The organism is Neorhodopirellula pilleata (genome assembly GCF_007859915.1).
GTDB lineage: Bacteria > Planctomycetota > Planctomycetia > Pirellulales > Pirellulaceae > Rhodopirellula > Rhodopirellula pilleata.
Map to the genome: position 1 here is coordinate 203,885 of NZ_SJPM01000005.1, position 20,795 is coordinate 224,679.

The 20,795-nt window shown below is 55.6% G+C and carries 1 protein-coding gene (cut by a window edge); it reads left to right on the forward strand.

Annotated features, from left to right (window positions below; genetic code table 11):
• Window positions 1-20,795, forward strand: partial view of a LamG-like jellyroll fold domain-containing protein gene (locus tag Pla100_RS13645; RefSeq protein ID WP_197167922.1) — the 5' portion only. It continues 6,649 nt past the right edge of the window; the window shows 20,795 of its 27,444 coding nt (coding positions 1-20,795); the start codon lies at window positions 1-3; its stop codon lies beyond the right edge, outside the window.

A 20,795-nucleotide genomic window follows, 5' to 3' on the forward strand; every position in this document is an offset into this window, starting at 1 on the left:
ATGCGACTCAAGTCCACCCGCAACCATCAATCTTCCTCCCGATCCGATCCTCTTGGACCGACGCGGCGGAGTCGCCAACGACGAAATTTCGCCAGATTGATCGAATCACTCGAGCCCCGGCAAATGCTCGCTGCGGGGGTCAATCCCGTTGTCGTGATCCCCGGCTTTGGTGGCACGTTCGCCGATGTTTACGATTCGACGGGAAACCTTGAGGCGGACGCTCCGGAACGTTTAGACGAATGGTACACCCACCGTGGGCTCGAGCCGAGCAAACTGGCCTTGGAGCCTTTCGGCCAGATCTACCAAAACATCGTCAAAACATTGGACAACATTGGCTACAACAGCGAAGCCGATGTCCTTGCCGATTCCAATTTGAATCAAACTCTGTTTGTGACGACTTGGGATTGGCGTGTGCCCGTCGCTCCGGTCGACGGAACCAACGATGGGTTGGTGTCGGCGAGCTACGCCGACATCACCGATTCGACGTTCGACACCGGCTTGGACTATCTGGCCCACACACTTCAAGCGGTCCGAGCCGCCAATCCGACCGCCACTGCGGTGGACTTGGTCACGCACAGCACCGGCGGGTTGATTGCTCGCGCCTATTTGCAAAGTGCCGCTTACGGTCTCAATGGCCTGCTTCCGGTGGGTAACCTCGTGATGGCTGGCGTGCCCAATCAAGGTGCGTCGGACCCGTGGAACTTATCACTCGACGATTGGGCCAGTTCGGTCGAGTCGCGGGCCGCGGCGCGGTTAGTCGATCAAGCCTACACGCGCCTTCAAGATACCATCAATTACCCGAACGGGATTCAAGGGCCGAATCCGACCGACCCGCTCGATGACATTACCGATCCAGACGTTGATCAACGAGAATTCGTCCAACAATACGTCGGCGCGCTGCGTCATCTATTGCCGACGTATCCCTCGATTGATTTAAACAACGATGGCAACTTCGAAGCGATCACAGCGACCAACACACCCGAGCCCGGGTTGTTCAATGATCTGTTGCTCGACCTGAATGCCAACGGCAATGCTTATATCGATTCAACGGTCGCGACATCGGTGGTTTATAGCACCGAATTCAAAACCAATGATCGGCTGCTTCGGAAGACCGGACCGGACTCGTCCCAGTTCGTTGACAATGAGATCTTGCCTTTCACCGACTTCCTCGGCCGATTTCCGGATGAAAACGAAATATGGTACGAGGATCTCAGCACTCTCAATGGAGGTGACGCGACCGTCCCTACCGAATCGGCGTTTGGACCGTTCGAGAACGATAGCAATCCGAAACTCTCACTGATTCCGATCACCGCCGCGTTATCCGGAGGCGATCCGGTCATTCACACCGACTTGGTCATCAATGAGTACTCGCAATCGCAAATCATCGCAGCGATCGGAGCTACCGCGACGTCCGGCGAAATTGAGACAGGGTTGAAGCTGGGCAAGGCCCAGTCCGTCGCCCGTACGTTGGCGTTAGGGATCGTTGATTTCGACGATTTGTTTGCGGAATTGAAGATGACCGCTGAAGACATCTCGTCCTTCATCGTTCAACTCGGAGATGCCCTTGAAACGCTAGCTGATCGATTGAACGTGCCCGGTGGCATTCCGTTCGTCAACGACGCCATCAGCACCATCGCGGACTTCACGAGCCAAACCGGGGCGCTTGCCAGCAAGCTTTACGAGAACGCGTCGATCGTGGGCGATGCGGATGTGTTGCCGAACAACGGTGTGCTGACATCGGACGCTTCCTTCGTGGTGCGACTCGACAACGAAGATCCCGTCAGCGTGACGATCCCGGCAATCGCCACCTCAACCAACACGAATCTCGACGACCTGTACATCGATATTAACGCGGCCATCGCGACGGCGGGTCTCGCCGCACGAATCGTCGCCCAGCGGCCCACCGGTGATGATGCGGGTAAGATCGCCATCAAGACGACGGACCCATCCCAGGCAACGACGCTCGATGTGTCGACGCTGCGACTGACCGGCGAACGTCCCGCACCTTCAAGTGGAAGGCTCGGAAACGATGTCAGTTTCCGGGTGACGATCAACACCAAGAATCTCGATGAACCGGTAACGCTCGAAGTTCCGGTCACCGCCGACGCGACGCGATCGAATACCCAGTTGCGTGATCTCGTCCGTGATATCAACAACGCAATGGGAGTCGACATCGGCGACGGAACGTTGCTGAATGAATTATTGTTCGCGACCGCCGTTGGTAATGTCATTCGATTGTCAGCCGTCGATGGAACGACCACGGAAATCGCAACCGAAGGTGGCTTGGAATTCGGATTCGCCTCCTCCCAGTCCAGCGATAGCAATCCGGCAGCCGATGTCTTGGGATTGGGCGTCTCGCAATCTGGAAATGCAAAACTAGCGTTCCGTGGACTTCAAGATTTCATTGATTTGATTAACGGAATCTTGCCTGTACAAACCACGTTGGCTTACGACGAAGCTCATCACCGAGTCACGTTTGGGATCCAGCTTGAAGAAACCTATCGTCAATCGATCAATCTGGACTTTTCCGAAGCCGTGGATCTAGGTTTTGCGGACTTGACCTTGGCCGGTGGCGGGGACGCGGTCTTTGAGGTCGAAGCCGGATTAAACTTGTCACTCGGCATCGATCTGGATCGCGAAGGTGACGGACAAACCATCACCGACGCCACTTTGCTTTCCGATTTGCGTGATCCGGTCAGTATCAAAGTGGGGCTGACTTCAGCGGGCAATGCCATCCAAAACGCGGGCACCTTGGGTTTGTCCGTCAAACGATTCGGTCAAACGACCACGACCGAGAATATCTCGATCGACGCGAACGCGATCAGTGACAACGTGAACGTCGAAGATCTATCGTTTGACCTGACCGACGCGTTGGAAGCCGCCGGGCTGGACATCGTTGCCAAAGTCGTCGGTGAGAAATTGGTGCTCGTGTCCCAGGACACCGAGATCAACTCGCTATCTATCACGACGTCCGCGTTCGGCTTCACCTCCGGCCAAACGAGTGACCAAGCCGATCTCGTCATCACGTTGACCGACGGATCGATCAATCACGTCGTGCTAGATGGCGCCGAAACGATCGGCGATATCAAAACCAAGATCGAAGCGGCAGCCGATGTCACGGTTGAGTACGTCGATGATCGTCTGCAGATTGTCGACAACAGCTCATCGGTGGCCGATCGTCGCTTGGTGATCACAGCCGCATCAGACGAGTTCGGCACCAGCAGCGCGGGCGGTGGATTGAAAATCCTTGGTTCGACCAGCGCCGAGGATGACGCGAACACGGGTGACTTCAACGAACAATCTACATTACTGGGCGATCACCTATTGCTAGCGCCGATCAGCAATCAGTTTGTGATCGACACGACGGCCAGCTCCCTTTACGCCAACGCAACGATCGATGCGGCTGACATCGACCTCAGTGCGTCGTTGGGTTTGTTGGAACTGGGCATTGAAGACGGCTACTTCGGTGACGTGGCCGTACTGAGCGAAGCGAATCCGAACGCGACTGGCTTTTCGATCGCCGCCGGACTGAGCATTCCCGACAACGGCGATGGCGACGGCGTAATTCGACTGAGCGACTTCGGCACGGACGGATTGCGGGATGCATTGTCCGGCATCTCGCCAACATTCACCTACGGCGGAACCGCCACATTCCCGCTCAACATCCCGTTGCTTCCCGGCGAATCGCCAACGATCACGCTGACGCTTCGTCAGGATCCCGGCAATCCCTTGCGGCCGAAGTTTGACATCGACGCACCCAACGTCGAAGACTTAATCTCTAGCTATCAAAATCTGTCGTTGTCGGACATCGCCGGGATGCTGCGCGAAGTCGTTGGGATGCTTCGCGACAGTGACATCGAGGGACTCAATACGACCATCCCCGTCATCAATCAGACGCCTAACGATTTGTTGGACTTCACCGACGGATTGCTGGCCGTCGCCGATCGCTTAGTCGCCCAACCCGATGCGGACGCACTGCGTGGATTGCGAGATCAATTTGCCGAATTGATCCCTCTGACCAACGCCTCGCCCGAGCTACTCCAAGAACTCTCGAGTTCGCTCGATCGCGTCAGCCGGGCGATCGATCCGATACACAATTATCGACTCACGATTACCAATGGTGCCGGCGGTTCGTCCCGAACGGAGGTGCTCGCCGACAACGCGACGGCATTCGACGTGCAAGATGCGATCAACGTGGCGATGGGGGTCAGCGACGCGGTGACGGTGACCGGGCGCGCCGGTGGCCCATTCACGTTCACGTTCGACGAATCGCTCGGCGATGTGTCGATCGCCGCTAACAGTCCATCCGGCTTGGTTGTTCAGTTCGAAACGACCACGACCGGTGTGTTGAACACCACCGCCACGGTGCTTCGGTCAGAGCTCTTGACCACGGGTGGACTAGTCGCCGCGTTGTCGGACCTGAACGCGACTTTGAATTCTCTCGATGCCGCCGATGTGGACGTCACCTCGCTGACGCCGATCGCCCAACAGATGTCCGGTGGGGTGCTGTCGACCGGCAATCTAAGTGCCTATCTTTCCGAGTTGATCAGTGCCGAACTCGGCCTTCCCGTTGCGACCACGATTTCGTTTCTCGCAACCGATGGATCCAACGATCACGACACCGTGAAATTGGAATTGGACATCAATCCCAATGTCACCCGTAGCGTCGGATTCGATCTGTCACTGGGCGACTTCGGGCCCGTGACGATTGGCTCGGAAGGCAATCTGGATGTGACCATCGGTGGTATGATCGATTTGAATGTGGGGTTCAACTTCGACACGTTGACGCCATACGTTTTCAATGACACTCGCTTTGCCATCACCGCCGAGATCGATTCCGAACTCGACGTGACCGCAACCATCGGCGGTTTCTCAGCCGGCCTGGATGGCGGCGCTGCCTTGCACCGAGTCGGCAACGATTCGATGCCCGCTAGCATCACTGTGTCAGTCGATTCATTGCTTTCGCCTTCGGATGCCAACACCATCGGGGCGATCCCCATTTCTCAATTCTTTAGCGGCGGCATCAGCGATGCGTTCGACTTCACCATCGACGGTGAGATCAATGCCAACTTCGATGCCACGCTTCCCGGCCAGAACATCACCGATGCGATCCAGGTCAACTACACCCTCGCCGGTCCCAATCCGACGATAGACTACACCAACTTGACCGCAGGCGTCAACGCTTACTTGGCTGGTCTCACCGACTTGAGCAGCATGAGCTTGGATCAATTGATTTCGGGAACGCGAACAGTACTCAATACGATCGAAACCGGCTTGACCTCGGATCTGTTGTCCAACATCCCGTTGATCGGCGACGGCGTTGACATGAGTGCCAGCTTTATCGGCCAACTGCAATCGATGCTCAATGAGTTTGAACAGCTCGTGAACGCTTCGGACGATAGCGTCGATGCTTTGTTGAGCGAGATCCAGTTGGTGATCTTCGATGCACTCGGCCCCGCTGGGGCGGGCATGTTGAAACTCAATCCGTTGTTCCATGACGATCCGTCGCAATCCAACGGGACCGAAGTTGCCGATCATCGTGATGTGGAAGTTTCGCTAACGGATTTCTTGACCACACCGCCCGCCGAAACCGAATTCCTGATCAACCTGCAATTAGCCGGACGTGATGTGATCGACGCTGATTTCGATCTCGGTCTTGACGCGGTCATCTTCGAATTCGAAACCCAGGGCGGCGTTGAACTGTCGTGGGATTACGACTTCAACTTTGGTTTCGGGATCAACTTGCGAGACGGGTTCTTTTTCCAACTGAATGAAAACACCAGCCTGGACGCCAGTGGCTTTAGCGACGGCACGGGCGGTTCCCCTGAAATCAGTCTGAACGCACAAGTCAATTTGAAGCCCGGCACCTCGCTCAAAGGAGAACTGTTCTTTTTGAATATGTTCGCTGAGAGCAATCCCATTGAAGACTTCAATTCCAACGGTGTAATCGACGCGGAACTCAACGAAGCTTCCGACGGAATCGACTACAACCGTGACGGGGACATGAACGATGTGCTGACCGAATCGGACAGCAATGGCGACGGGCGGCTGTCACGTGGTACCGGTCTGAGGGGCGAGATCTTCATCGATGTCAACAACCCCGACGGTGACGCGAAGAATCGTTTGTCGTTTGGCGACCTGAGAAGCAACGCACCGCTGTTCAGCGCGGGGATTCGCACGAACGCCTTCGTTGACGTGGCCCTACGGGCGGATACGGACGTGAGCGAACTTCCGGCACTGACGACGGATTTGACCGTGGACTGGGCGTTGTCTTACAGCACGACGGCGGGCATGGTCGGCGGACTGCCTGAAGTCGCGTTCCGCGATGTTTCGCTGGATTTGGGCAGCTTCTTTGAAACGATTGCCGGCCCCGCATTCGAGATCTTTGAAGAATACCTTGAGCCCGCACGCCCGATCATCGATTTCCTGCGTGGGGAAGTCCCTGGGTTCAGTGATTTGTCTCGCGAGGTCGGGGGCGGCCCGATCACGTTCTTAGATCTCGGAGCCTACTCGTCGGGACAAGCCAAGAATCTTGCGAAAGCACGTCAAGCGCTCAATGTGATCAGTGGCATATTGGACGCCGTCGACTCGATCAAAGGCTTCTCGGATGCGGACGGTTTGATCATCAACTTCGGGACGTACCACGTCACCGGAAATCCGTCGAGTGCTTCCAATGAGACCTTAGGAACCGGCAATGGAGCGATCGGGCAAACACTCCCACTGGATCATTCCGCCAGTCCAAGCAAGGCGATCACCGTTACGGCGGGTGGTGTTGTTGTCGACACCGATGATTACGAGATCATTCATGAACGTCACGGCGGTGTGCCATCGACATCGATTCGATTCAAGACCGGACAAACCGGTACGATTCGGGCCAGCTACACGTACACGGCCGACCAGCTCGACGTAACCGATGGTAACACTCCGATTCGCGTCTCGGGCAGTCAACTCAGCGGCGCCGTCGCGGGCGGAAGCGGAGGCGGTATCTCCGAAGACGTTATGGCAAAAACTTCCGGTCGCACACGTTCGACCTTGTCGAAACTGAACCGATCGTCCAGTAGCGACGGGTTCGGTTTGAAAATCCCATTGCTCTCCGACCCGACTAACATTTTCAAATTGTTAACCGGGCAAACCGCCGATTTGCTTCAGTGGGACATTCCCGAGCTGGACTTAAGTTTCCCGTTCTCGACCAAGTTCGGACCGTTGGGGCCGACACCCATTTTCGCCAAGGTAAGTGCTCAGCTTGATGCGAAGTTGGACTTCTCGCTGGGATTTGATACCCGTGGAATCTCGGGCACCGGATTCTTCCTGGATGGACTTTACTTTGGCGATCTCGAAGACGTCACCAGTGGCGCCGACATCAATGAAGTTGAGCTGGGACTGCGGCTTAGTCTTGGCGTCGGCATCGATCTACTATTGGCCAGCGTCTATCTGGTCGGCGGGGTTCGCGGCGATGTGAACTTCAACTGGAATGACCTCGATGGCAATGGCAAGTTGTACTTGGACGAACTGGTCGATTTGGCGAAGATTCGCCCGCGGTACGATGTTGATCCAGCTCTCCGGCAATTTATCTTGAGTCAGTTCGGAATTGACATTGCGTCGCTCGAGCCTCCCCACATTCCAGGATTGTGTGTTTTTGATGTCAACGGAGGGTTGAACGCGGAAGTGGGAATCGAATGGGACGTGACCATCGATAGCGGTTACATCCCAATCATTGATGAGAATATTTTCAGCTTCAACTACAGTTGTGTTCCGTCGGTCAATGTCGCCACCTTGACCCAAGGCGATGCTGATTTCGCCGATGGCACCTTGGTCTTGAATGCGGGCCCTAACGCGAGCGAGCGCGACCCCGGTCGCAGCGTCGATGATGCGGAAACATTTGAAGTCCGGCAACGCGTGGTCGATGGAATCGACACGGTCGAAGTCTACTACGATCTGGCGATCCCCGGGGGGACCGTCAAGGTTTCGCGGCAATATCTCGCCTCGTCGGTCCGCGAGATCCACTTCGATGGCGGTTCAGGCGACGATGTCTTGATCGTCGATGCCAGCGTCTCGTCAAGCATTCCCGTCACGATGATCGGTGGCGCGGGGAATGACACGTTGATCGGGCACGACGGCGACAACACATTCGTAGGTGGTTTGGGTAACGATACGATCCAAGGTGGCACCGGCGATGATGCTTACTTGTTCGAAAACGGTTGGGGCGATGACACCATCTCGGATGCCGAAGGAACCAACGACCGATTTGATTTCAGCGCCGTCACCTCGAATTTGACCGTGACGCTCGGCAGTGTCCGCATCGAGGGTAGCGCTGGCGACAGCGTCTTGAATCCCGATGGTGAATTGGTCGAAGGCATTGAATCGTTGGTCGCCGGCGCAGGCGTCGACACTCTGGTCCTCAACGAAGCCGCGGGAGCCACCCGACTTTGGACCATTGATGGCCCATTCGGAGACGGAAACATCGATGAGGAGTTCTACTTCTCACGCTTTGAGAACTTGACGGCCGGTGCTCAGGACGACGTTTTCGCATTTGTGGGTTCGGGCAAAGTTTCTGGCTTGATCGATGGCGGCCAAGGCGATAACACGATCTCCTATGCTAGTGTCAGCGGCCCGGTCGAGGTTGATCGCAGATCATCGACCGCCACGTCATTAGGCCAATACGCCAACATCGATGCGTTTGTCGGAAGTGGCCATATCGGCGACACGCTGTTGGGTGCCAACTCGGTCGCGACTTGGAATGTGACTGGAACTGACAGCGGCAACATCGATGGGTCACTACGATTTACCGGTTTTGAAAACCTCACGGGCGGTGACGCCGACGATGCCTTCGTCGTCGCCGCGAACGGCCGGATCACGGGGGCATTGCTGGGGTCTCGTTCATTGAACGCGAGTGACAGTGATACGCTCGATCTATCCGCCAAGACGACCAAGATCACGGCCACGATTAGCGGACGCAATCAAGGTCAAACGAGTGGAGCGACTGAGGTAACGTTTGAGCGCATTGAGAATATGACGAGTGGACCGGCCGATGATCATTTCGTTGTCAATTCACTCGCCGGATTGACCGGAATGATCGACGGTGGCGACGGCGAACAGGACCATCTCGACTATTCGGCTTGGACCAGCCGCGTTGCGGTCAATCTCGAAACCGGCGTCAACCAAATCGGCACCGTAGCCGGCATGGAGTTCTTGACCGGTGGTTCCGCCGGCGACACGTTGACGGGCAATCTGTCTGACAACCGAATCATCGGTTTGGCCGGAGATGACACGATCCACGGCAAGGCCGGACGCAATGTCTTGATCGGTGACTCGGCCACCTTCGGCGCAGGAACAATCGAAACGACCACGGCCACGTCGGGCAACGACATTATCCGTGCCGACGACGGCGATAACCTGGTCCTACCCGGTAGCGGCAGCGACACCGTTATTCTGGGAAGCGGTAACAATCGCGTCTTGGGCGACCAAGGCATCATCACGCTGTCGAGCGACATCGTGGTCGACATGGAAACCACCACCCTCGGTGGTGGCAACGACACGATCACCCTTGGCAGTGGTAATAATTTGGTGATCGCCGGGGAAGGCGACGATCAAATCACGATCGGTTCCCCCGGAACAACGGGGAACAATGTGATCATTGGCGGAGCCGGTTCGATCGACCGACTCGGCAGTCGGACGACTGCCGTAACCAGCCAACCCAGCTCCAGATCGGACAACGACACGATCACCAGCTACGACGGAGTCGATGCAATCATCGGCGGTGGCGGGGACGATACGATCCTCGCAGGTTCCGGCGATAACTATGTGCTCGGCGATGATGGCGTGATCCTTTTTGCGGCGGGATTGCCGGTCAGTTCGACGCTCGTCCCGACGGCAATGGATGGTCATGATCGCATCGCGACCGGAAGCGGTCGAGATTTCATTTTTACCGGCAACGGCGACAACACCGTCCTCGCTGGTGCCAACCGAGATGAAGTCGTCGGCGGCAGTGGCATCGACAACATTGATGGCGAGGCTGGAGATGACTGGTTGGTCGGCCTGCTCGGCAATGACAACATCAAGGGTGGTGCGGGCAATGATGTGATCTTTGGTGGCCTCGCACTGGGGACTCCAGCCGATTACGACGACGCAAGTGACTTCACGACACTCTCAATCGTGGATGCCGCCGAAGCGGAACACGGTGCGATCTTCAATCCGGTCCGCGTTCCTCGAATCGTGAACGACCTTTCGATCGACGGAACCGCCGGCGATGGTCGTGATGATCTTGATGGCGGTGACGACGACGACGTGATCTTTGCCGGGGCCGACGCCGACACGATCCTCGGCGGCAGCGGATCGGATTACATCGACGCAGGTGCCGGTTTGGACACGGCTGCTGGGCAAGGCGGCGACGATATCGTCCGCGGCGGCGAAGGTGGCGATGTGATCCTAGGCGGTTTGGGCACGGATATTCTGCTCGGTGATGGCGGCGACGACGAGTTGCGCGGTGAAAGCGGCTACCACGGCCAGCGATTGTTCGGCGGTGACGGGCGAGATTCTCTTTATGCCTTCGGAACGAACTCCTCCGCCGACGGGGACCAACTCTTCGGCGGCGCCGGTGGAGACTTCCTTTACGGGGCCGATCGAAAAGAACTCCTCGTCGGTGGCAGCGGCAACGACTTCATTCAAGGCGCCGCCGGCCAGGACACGCTGATGGGCGGAAGCGGCGAAGATCAACTCTTCGGTGGTGACGGCAACGATACGATCTGGGGTGGCGCCGGCACCGACTACATTGACGGGCAATCAGGCGCGGACAAACAGTACGGCGGCAGTGGTATCGATCTGTTTGTGCTCGAAATCAATCCCAATACGACCGATACCATCGATGGTCACTTCGGCAACGAAAGCCCAAGCGACGTCGCCGACGACAACGCCACGGACATTTTGACGATCGACGGAACGACCGGCAACGATACGATCCTGATCGGTGAACAGGGCGGCCAGGCTTCGGTCCGTTACAACGGTATCGCGATTCCTATCGCGATGCTCGATAGCAACGGCGGTTTGCTCGTCGAACAATTCCGAATCGCAGGCTTGGCTGGCAACGACACGATCGGGTTCTACACCGACCTCGCCGTCCGTTCGGGAGCACTCGCACCGGTGGCGGGTTTGAACACGCTCGACCTCACTTTGTTGTCCGATCGTTCCAATGATTTCGTTGGCGTATTCGACGGAAATAGCGGCAACGATGTGTTGATCGGCTCGGATGGTCGCGATCGTCTCGACGGCGGAATCGGCAGCGACACCGCCTTTGGCTTCGGCGGCAACGACCGGCTGTGGGGCGATGGCGGTGGCGGAAGTTCGAATGATGTCGACACGCTTTATGCAGGTCAAGGCAACGATGATCTGATCGGAGGCCAAGGGCGGAATCGACTCTACGCCTGGAGCTTTGATCCGTCCAAGGACGCCAGTGCGTTTGGTGTCTTCGTCGACGGCAATGGTGAATTGGTCGCGGATAATCCGTCGGGCACACTCGATCAAGAAACCACCGGACTGAACCGGATCCTGGGCAGCAGTAGCGATGACAGCCTCTACGGAGGCACAACGCTCGACTTCATGTACGGCAACGGCGGCAGCGATGTCCTGTACCGCTCCGACGGCACGACGTTTGAATCGATGGACGGCGGCTTGGCGGGCGATCAATGGAAAGAGTACGCCAAGGAATCCGATCAAGTTTGGTACGTCGGCGGCAGCAACGCGGCGGATCAGATCAACGTCGACTTCGTCACCGAACCTGGCCTTTTGGCCGATCATCACTTGATCACGCGTCTAACGGACAACAACGGCAACTTCAGTTTCAGTGCGCAAGTCAGGCTCGACTTCACCGCATCGGACGGCGAAGGCAACGAAGTATGGAGTGCCGCCGACTTGCAGTTCAAATTAAATCAACTGCTTAGCGAAACCGATCCCGAAGCGCGAGGTCAAGCGTTGGACACCATCGCGACCTCTGCCACCGAAATCACCGATTCCGAATTGATCGCTCAAATTCTGCCACCCGAAGGCGACTTTCTCGTGATCCTGATCGATGCACTCGGCGGCAACGATTCAATCACCGTCGGGCCAACCGTTCAGAAGACAGTTTGGATCGACGCGGGAGCAGGCGATGACATCGTCGACATCCGCAGCGGCAACGCGATCTTGGTGGATCGTGCGGAGAACTCATTGGGTTCGACGGGATTGAGGAGTCGCAACGACATCCCGGATCAAGCATTCAACTTATTAGCGTCAAACACATCTGGAATCAACACGACCTTCAACGGCCACGCAGTCGACGACGGTCTGGTGAGCTTCACGGGGCTTTCGATCGACAGCCCGACGGACGTCGATTGGTACTCCTTTACCTTGAATGAAACGCCCACAGCGGGTTCACGCATCGAACTCGCCAGCGGTTCGCCAATCGACAGTCTCGGTTTGGAACTTTTTCGACAGGGACCCGACTCCAACTTAGCTCTCAATGAATCCAACTTGATTCCTTGGAACTCGGGTACATCGTCGGGAACCATGGGTGAGATCGCTTTGCAAGCACCACCCCGTGGTCGATACATCCGTATCCGCAACAATGGCACCGAAAGCCGCGGGTTGCACCTGGGCGAAATCGAAGTATTCGCGCCCGGTGTCACCCCCAGTGCGAGCTATGATAATTTGAATGACCTGGCCCTCTCCTCCAAGGGCGCGAGTCTCGAATCAATTACCGGTATGGTGCAGCATGGCAATGCGAACAGCTTGCTGGATGGGGATGGAGAAAGCGGCTTGGCAACCTACACATTGACGTCTGGTGTGGGCAACGAAATCGAGATTGATCTCGGTCGAGTCGTTGACATCGGTTCAATACGTTTGTGGCAGCGTGACGATTCTGTTGGGACCCATACTCGTTTGTCCGACTTCACCGTGTCGGTGCTCGCGGATAACGCGGGTGTGCCCGGTTCGATAACGCAAGAGTACTCTTACCCGGGACAGGTTCCGAGTACTGAGCCGGCTAAGTTCAATACGACACTGGTTAATCTGGATGTGGGCACCGAGTATTTTTTGAAGGTCAGCAGTCCCAACATCGTGCCAACGCTCTACGACCTTCGATTCAACCTGCAAGCATTGTCCGAAGCGCAGATCGATGCGTTGGACGAACCACGGTCGATCAACATGTCCTTGCGAGCCGATACCGAGCGGCGTGACGTGATCTTGGGCGGACCCGGCAACGACATTCTCAGCGGCGGTGCGGGCGAAGATTGGATCTTTGGCAACGAAGGCAACGACGTGTTGACCGGTGGTCAAGACCGCAACGCGAGCGACTTGTTGTTTGGTGGCCCTGGCGATGACACGTTCCAGATCATCCCCGATGCATTGCCCTTGCTTGGCAATCAGCCGGGAACCAATTTCGATCCGGCAACCCAGACCTACCTACCGACCTTCAGCGAACAACTCATCGGCGGCGAAGGCACCGACCGGGTGCTTTTCCTGGGCGGGGACACGGATCGTCGCGGCTTTGATGTGCCCGATTACGTCTCGATGCGTTACAACACCGGACTGCATCGATACGAATTCACCAGTTTAGTGTGGGACATCGGGTTGCAAGAGTACCGAACCACCACCGACGCGGAGGGCCGAACGGTTTACGAACAGCAGTTCATGTTCTACCAAACCCGAGACGTCGAGCGGACTCATTTCTTGCTAGAGAATGGCGACGACGTTTTACGGTTAGATTCCGGATTCCAATTCTTACCGCTCGACGGAACCTTTGACGCGAGCCTCTACGAAGCGTGGGGGATGGACCGCGGCGACTACGAACAAGGGGCTTTTGAGTCAATCATCATTGACGGCGGAGCCGGCGATGATTTCCTCTTCGGCAGTCCAACCGCCGACGTCATCACCGGCGGGGCGGGTGACGACTTGATCGCCGGTGGCCTTGGTAGCGACGAGATCGACGGAGCGGGTGGTGAGGACACCATCTTTGGAAATATTCTGGACACGAGTGTCGTGGCGGATCCCTATCCCTATGTGCCTCCGCAACCACCGTTCTTCCAGTTCCTTGATTTTGAGGACGAATCGTACCGCTATGAGCTGGCGGTACCGTTCATAGATCTCACCGAGCCGGGACGAGCTGGTGTTGACTTCAATACCAACGGCCCCGTTGGTGAAATCAGTGAAATCGCCTTCGGGCTCGAAAACCAAGCTTTGGGCTCTTTGAGTCCGTTACGCGCAATCGGGGATTTCAACGACGATGGCTATGACGACTTCGTCACATCAGGAATCGATCAGAGTTACGTGATTCTTGGGCCGGTCGAACTTTCCGGCTTGGAATCGGTCGAGTCTTACGCTGAGATCATAGTTAGTCATGCGGCATTAGGAATTCCAGGCCAAGGCGTTGGTGACATTGATGGCGACGGTAAGGCAGATTTGAGTTTTGTTCGAAGCGATGGAAGCGATAATCTTGTTACTGTCGTATTCGGAGGCGGTGGTGCCGGAGTTAACGGGACAAACGCGGTTCAATGGCCCCGCCAATGGGATGCGGACTTTGCGAACAACACGCTTAACGATGAAAACTCGGCAACTATACGAATAGCTGGTAGCTGGCTTTCGAGTTCGCGTAATCTTTTGACACACACTCTTGAGATGACCGGTGACGGACTGGCTGATCTTGTTTTGATCGCCGATTCGACAACGGGTGCGGGCTCTCTTGTCACCGGAAAGTTTGATCTCGGGTATGTATTCTCGGGTAGTGACATTGCTCCAGGTGCTGACTTGCTTCAGTCCGATCGAATTGCCAGAATTCGAAGTGCTGATGACTTGTCCATAATAGATTCAGTGATCGCCGGTGATGTCAATGGAGACGGTCTCGAAGAACTGTTGTTTGGAAATATCACCGCGACAGTTGATTTTGATCTCGTGACACCTGCCGTCGCAACGGCATTTCAAGTTCCTAGCTTCAGTCCGGGCGCGCGGTCGTCGCTCACGATAACTTTGAATAACCTCGAAGAAACCGTCACGATCGAGCAATCCTCAGGTGATACCGTCGAGACTTTTTCCAACAAGCTTAACGCTGCTGTTCTTGGGTCGATGCTCGCACATCGTGTCGAGGCAGTCGTCGAAGACGGGAAGTTGTCCATTGTCTCGGATGAAGGCGGTGCGGATGTGTCAGTAACGGTTAGCGAAGTGCCGTTTACCGCACTTGGTTTCACGTCAACTCAGAGCGTGTCAACGAACGTTGGAGTTGATGCGATCATTGCGCAGCAAGACGCACTGGTAATACCAGGTTTTACCACGAGCTTTACTATCCAGGTTTTCTCAGCGCGTTCATTCATTCCTAGCTCTCCTCTACTCACGAACGAAGATTCTGAAGTCACATTTTCGGTGACACCTGCACCCGGCGATGACCTAGATGATATCGTTACAGCAATAAATCAACAAATTCAGATCACACCGGCTTTGGTTGTATGGGGTTCAGAGCCGTTCTTTCTTAGAGACCGCGTTGTGGCGCAGCGGCTAGTCGGCACTGACAGAATCGCTTTTACATTTACGGAGGAACTTAAACAAAATGTTCCTGTTACATTCTTGCGCGTTACAGAAATGCCATTGAGGTCGCTCGGCTTCGATGAGCAAACGTTTGCATCTAGTACTCACGTCGCGTCCGGACTTCCCGTAGATATCCCCGATGGATTTGCCGACGAGGACATCAATGACGGTTTCGTTGAAATTCCGTTGAATGTATCGATCCCGGGTGCCTCACAAATTTCAGATATTGATGTCAATCTCGATATTAGTCACTACGACAATGACAACGTTGAGGTCCAGTTGATTTCGCCATCAGGCCGCGTGATCGAACTGTTCGCGGATTTGGGAGACGGTTCAGGAGGGCACGGGGCTGGAGGTTGGGAGATTACTCTCGATGACGAAAGTAACAACCCAATCGCGGATGCGACCGCCGATGTAAATCCCAACACAAAAGTGACTGGAACTTTTAATGGTGCCGTTCTGGCGGCACTCGAAGGCCTGAACGCGAACGGAATTTGGAAACTGCGAGTTTATGACGACCAGAGATCTTGCGGGATATTAGAGAGTGAACATTGTCAATCAAACTTTGGCGCGCAGTTAGTCTCCTGGTCCCTGGACATCGTCGTTGTCGAGTCCATCAATTCGGTGGAGTCTGTTGGCACGACGACCGCCCTCGCGGCTCAACACCGTTTAGTAACAAACGTAGCTTCGGCGGGAGACTTGCGGCTGACGTTGGATACATCGACCGTAATTCCCTCACCAGTCTTCGCACTCGGAGACTTGGACAACGACGGCTACGACGATGTCGCGTATGGCAACGCAACTGGGTTGTACGTCTATCGCGGCTACTCAGATGAATTAACGATGTTCGCTGCTGAGGATGTCGTAGTCAGCGGCAGTGACCTTGTGGCAACGACCGGTGACTGGAACGGCGATGGTTCCCGGGATCTCGCTATCGTCCCCGGCGCGGCTGAGTCAGTCTATATATTCAATCAGTTTAGAGATCACTTTGGTAGTGCTATCGATATCGGTTCGGCGAGTATCACACTTGTTGGTCAAGCCCTCGATGCCAATCTATCTTCGTCACCAGGAGTGGACATCAATCAAGATGGCATCGATGACATCGTGCTTACGGGTGGCCAACCCAACGCGAATTCGATCGGCCGAGTTTATGTGATTTATGGGACCCATGGACCTCGTGAGATACCCGGTTCTTTTGATGTTCTGGAGAACTTCAACGTCACCGGCAGTGGTTCGTTTGTCGTGGATCGTGGTACGGGTCTGGAAGAAGTATTTGATGACGGTGGTGTTCTTTTCACGCTCGGTCCGAGCGGCGAAAGGTGGTTCCAGTTCACGACGCTCGGTGACGGACGACCGGGTGATTTGATTCGACTGGACGGGAACGTTGTTACGGACTTGATTGATGAAGCCGGACGTGTCCTGAAGACCGGTCAGTCAGTCATCGATCTACGAACGGCCGAAGCGGGAACGTACTATCTGAGAGTGGTTGGACCGAAGACTCTAAGTGCGGTTGTTCCCACGTTGAACTTTGACGCCGTCAATGCGGACGATGGTTCGACCGGCGTTTGGGAAGGCGGTCAATCAGGCTTCGATGCCGCGTTGACTGGTGCCGTTCTCAATACGAACGTGATCGACGGGAAAGGTATAAGACAGGCATATACGTTTAATGGCACCGGCGGCGGAGAACTGGAAACATTGGAACTGTTGCCAGGAGACCCGTCCGTCGATTCAGCGGCTTGGGAAGTCTGGTTTCGACCGAGTGATCTGATCGGCAACGAAACGCTCCTCGAAACTGGAGGGAGCGGTGACGGAATGTCGATTAACATCGTCGAGGCCTCGGGAGGTTATCGAGTATTATTTGCGATCAAAGACAATGATAGCCTTTACGAATTGTGGTCCGAAACCATCGCCTCGAACGCCCGATTCGTTCAAGCTGTCGCGACCTTTGACGATGCCGCAGACGAGCTTCAACTGTATATCGATGGTGTAGCCGTCGGCGATCCCGTCAGCGCTGCTGGCTTGTCGGATTGGTCCGGTGGGGACCGAGCCGGCATTGGAAGAATTGGCAATTCCGTCGGTGGTATGGAAAGCGGCGGACCAACGGATCCCGCCACGTTGGGAAGCTTCGCTGGCGAAATCGCGGCGGTGCGTTTCTACGAGTCCGCTGATGTCAGCGGCATTGTTGCAGCATTCCAGATTTTGTTTGACGCTCCTATTCGTGGTCAACAACAAATCATCGAGACCGATGGCAGTCCCGATCGTGATGTGATTCATGGCGGCGATGGTGATGACATCATCGTCGGTAATCATCAGCTTGATCGGATCTTCGGTGGCAGTGGCGCTGATGTGATCACTGCGGAAGCGATCGAGGTTCGCGATGGTGATTTGGCGGATGCCACGCTGACGCCCGTACCGGTACCCGAGCTCGTACAGGGCAACACATTGTCTCGGCTCGATCCGGTCGTGATTGAAGCGGATGCCGTTTTGTCGGAAGGTGTGATGCACTTGCAGGCCGCCATCGCCGCCCAACTCGGACTGTCGGTGACGACATCGTCAGCGGGTTTGCCCCGCGTGTATCGCGACATTCGCACCAGTGAGTTGGCTCAGTTGACTGAATTGACGGCCAACTCGTCTAAAATTGACGATTTATCGTTGCTGCGATTCATGCCAAACTTGGAATCGTTGTCCCTGAGCGGAACCTCGATTAGCGACGACGACTTGGTGTTCGCAGCAGCGATGGAAAGACTCCGAACAATCGACTTGACTGGCACACAGGTGGATCCCATGTCGCTCGAAGTCCGAGCTCTTCTCGGCGAACTGAGTGAATTGGTTGGCGTCTATCTTCCAGTCGGCACGACGGCAGACTTCTCTCCATCGGAGGACTTTGAATCGACTCCGGCGGGAACGACTCCTCCCCAAGGCTGGGTGTTTACGAACTCTGGTCCTAGCCGTGTAGAGATCTCATCGATCTCACCGATCAGCGGTGCGAACTCACTCCATATCGAACCCACATCCGATTCATCAAGCGGTCTTGGGATGGCAACATGGAGCGTTGATTTGAGCCGATCGCTCAATCCCTATTTGAACTTTCAACATGTTCGTGTGGATAGCACTTTATTGGACGACGGGAACGATGCGTTGCCTGGAACGTTTACGAACACGGCAAACGCGGACGGAGTTGCGGTAAGCAATGACGGTGTGAATTGGATTCGAGCTTGGTCGCCAACATCCGCGGCGGGCGTAGTCGATTCGATATCGATTGATCTGAATGCGATTGCTGGTTTCACGCCTGGCCCGAATTCCCAGATTCGGTTTCAGCAATTCGGAATAGATAGTGACACTCCTTTCGGGACAATCGACAACGACGGTCGCCGTTTCGACACCATTAGCATCATTGACTCTGCTGCAGAGTTGGATGCGAATCAAAACTTGGTTGGAATCGAAGGCGCATCGATCTCCATCAGCTCACAAGTCAGCAACACATGGCGGGTTCTCGACGATACGAACGCGGTTGTGGCTTCGGGGAGCGGTACAACGATCGCATTTACCCCCGACGACGACTCTGTGTTCATGGTGCAAGCACTCGTCCAAAGCAGCTACAAGGATTGGTTCCCACTTTTTGTTCGCAACTCGAATCCGATTGTTTCGGTGCCCACCGTTTCGGGTGTGTTGGAAGGCCAAGTCATCTCGGTCGGAACACAAGTCGAAGGCACGGACGTTCGGGTTCCGCTGCTCATCGACGGTGTGTCTGTGGGCAATGTGTTAGTGACGGACCCAGGGACGTCGGATGTTCCCGACACGGTGGTCACGGCGACGCTCACAGATCCCTTCGGTCAAACCACCAGTTTGATTCATAACGCGGTTGAGTTTGATGATGACGTTCTGCAATTGTCGAATACTGTCATTGATGGTGTTACCAATTACACGACGACGTTCTGGTTGAAGTCGAATGGCGGCGGTGTGCAGTCTGTGCTCAGTGCGGCCAACATCCTGAACTCCAATGAGCTGCTGATCTACGTGAACAACGCCTCAGGTTTTCGCGTTACGGAAAAAAACACAGTTGCGGGAAATTGGACCGGATTAGGCGATCTTACCGATGGACAATATCGGCACTTTGCCATCACTCGCAATCTCGAAGCGGAAGAGATTGAGTTGTTCGTTGATGGCGTTTCCAAGGGCGTCCAATCATTTGCCTCGCAAGGTGCTCTGTCAGTCGATCCCGGTGGTTTGCTACTCGGGCAAGAACAGGACACTTTTGCAGGTGGATTCGATTCATCGCAGTCGTTACGCGGTTCGTTAGACGAGCTGACGATATGGGACCGGGCGCTCACGCCAGCGGAGATCGCCGAGATTCGCGACGGCAACGTCGACACGTCCGACAATAATTTGCGGTTGTATTTGCCATTTGATGAGGGTTCCGGTGATGTAGCTGCGGATCGAGGGCCGTTGGGACTCGACGCCTTTTCTCCGCTACGCATCGACGACCAGGGTGCTCAGGCTTTCTACAGCTTCGATGACGGAAGTGCTGATGATGCCATCGGAGGCAATCATGGAAGTCTCGACGGTGATGCGGTGCTCGTCTCGGATCCAGATCGAGCGGGACTTGTTGTCCAACTCGACGGTGTCGAAGATTATGTCACGATACCGAACTCGCTGTTGAACCCTTCCGAGGGGACCGTCTCGGCATGGTTTAAGTTGGATGAGAATGGTTCGGGGTACATCTTTGGAAATCAGAACGGAAGCGGGGGGAATCGCGTTTACCTTTCTGTAAGCAGCGAGGGAACGATTCGTGCTCGCCTCGATAGTGCGCCCGATTTCGGATTCGCTCAGGTATCCAGGAATCGTTGGCATCATGCACAACTGGTGTGGCGGACCGACGGTACGGGCGAGCTGTTCTTGGACGGCGTGAGCACTGGCACCGTTTCCGGACTCAGCTTCGACACGGGCATGCAAAACCGCGTCAACATTGGTAGCCGAAATACGCAAGCCGATTTTTTCCAAGGCCGTATCGATGATGTTCGCGTGTTCGATCACGCGGTGGCGGCACCTGTTCCGCCTTCGCCGATCAACTGGACAAACGACACTCCGACAACGCAACAAGCTCTCGCGTTTGACGATCAGTTGCTCGAATTGCCTAACACGGTGCTTGATGGCGCGGAAGATCTCACGAACGCGTTCTGGTTCAAGACAAGCTCTTCTCAACAACAAACGTTTCTAAGCGGGGCGTCAAGTGATTCAGGATCAGGACCTAA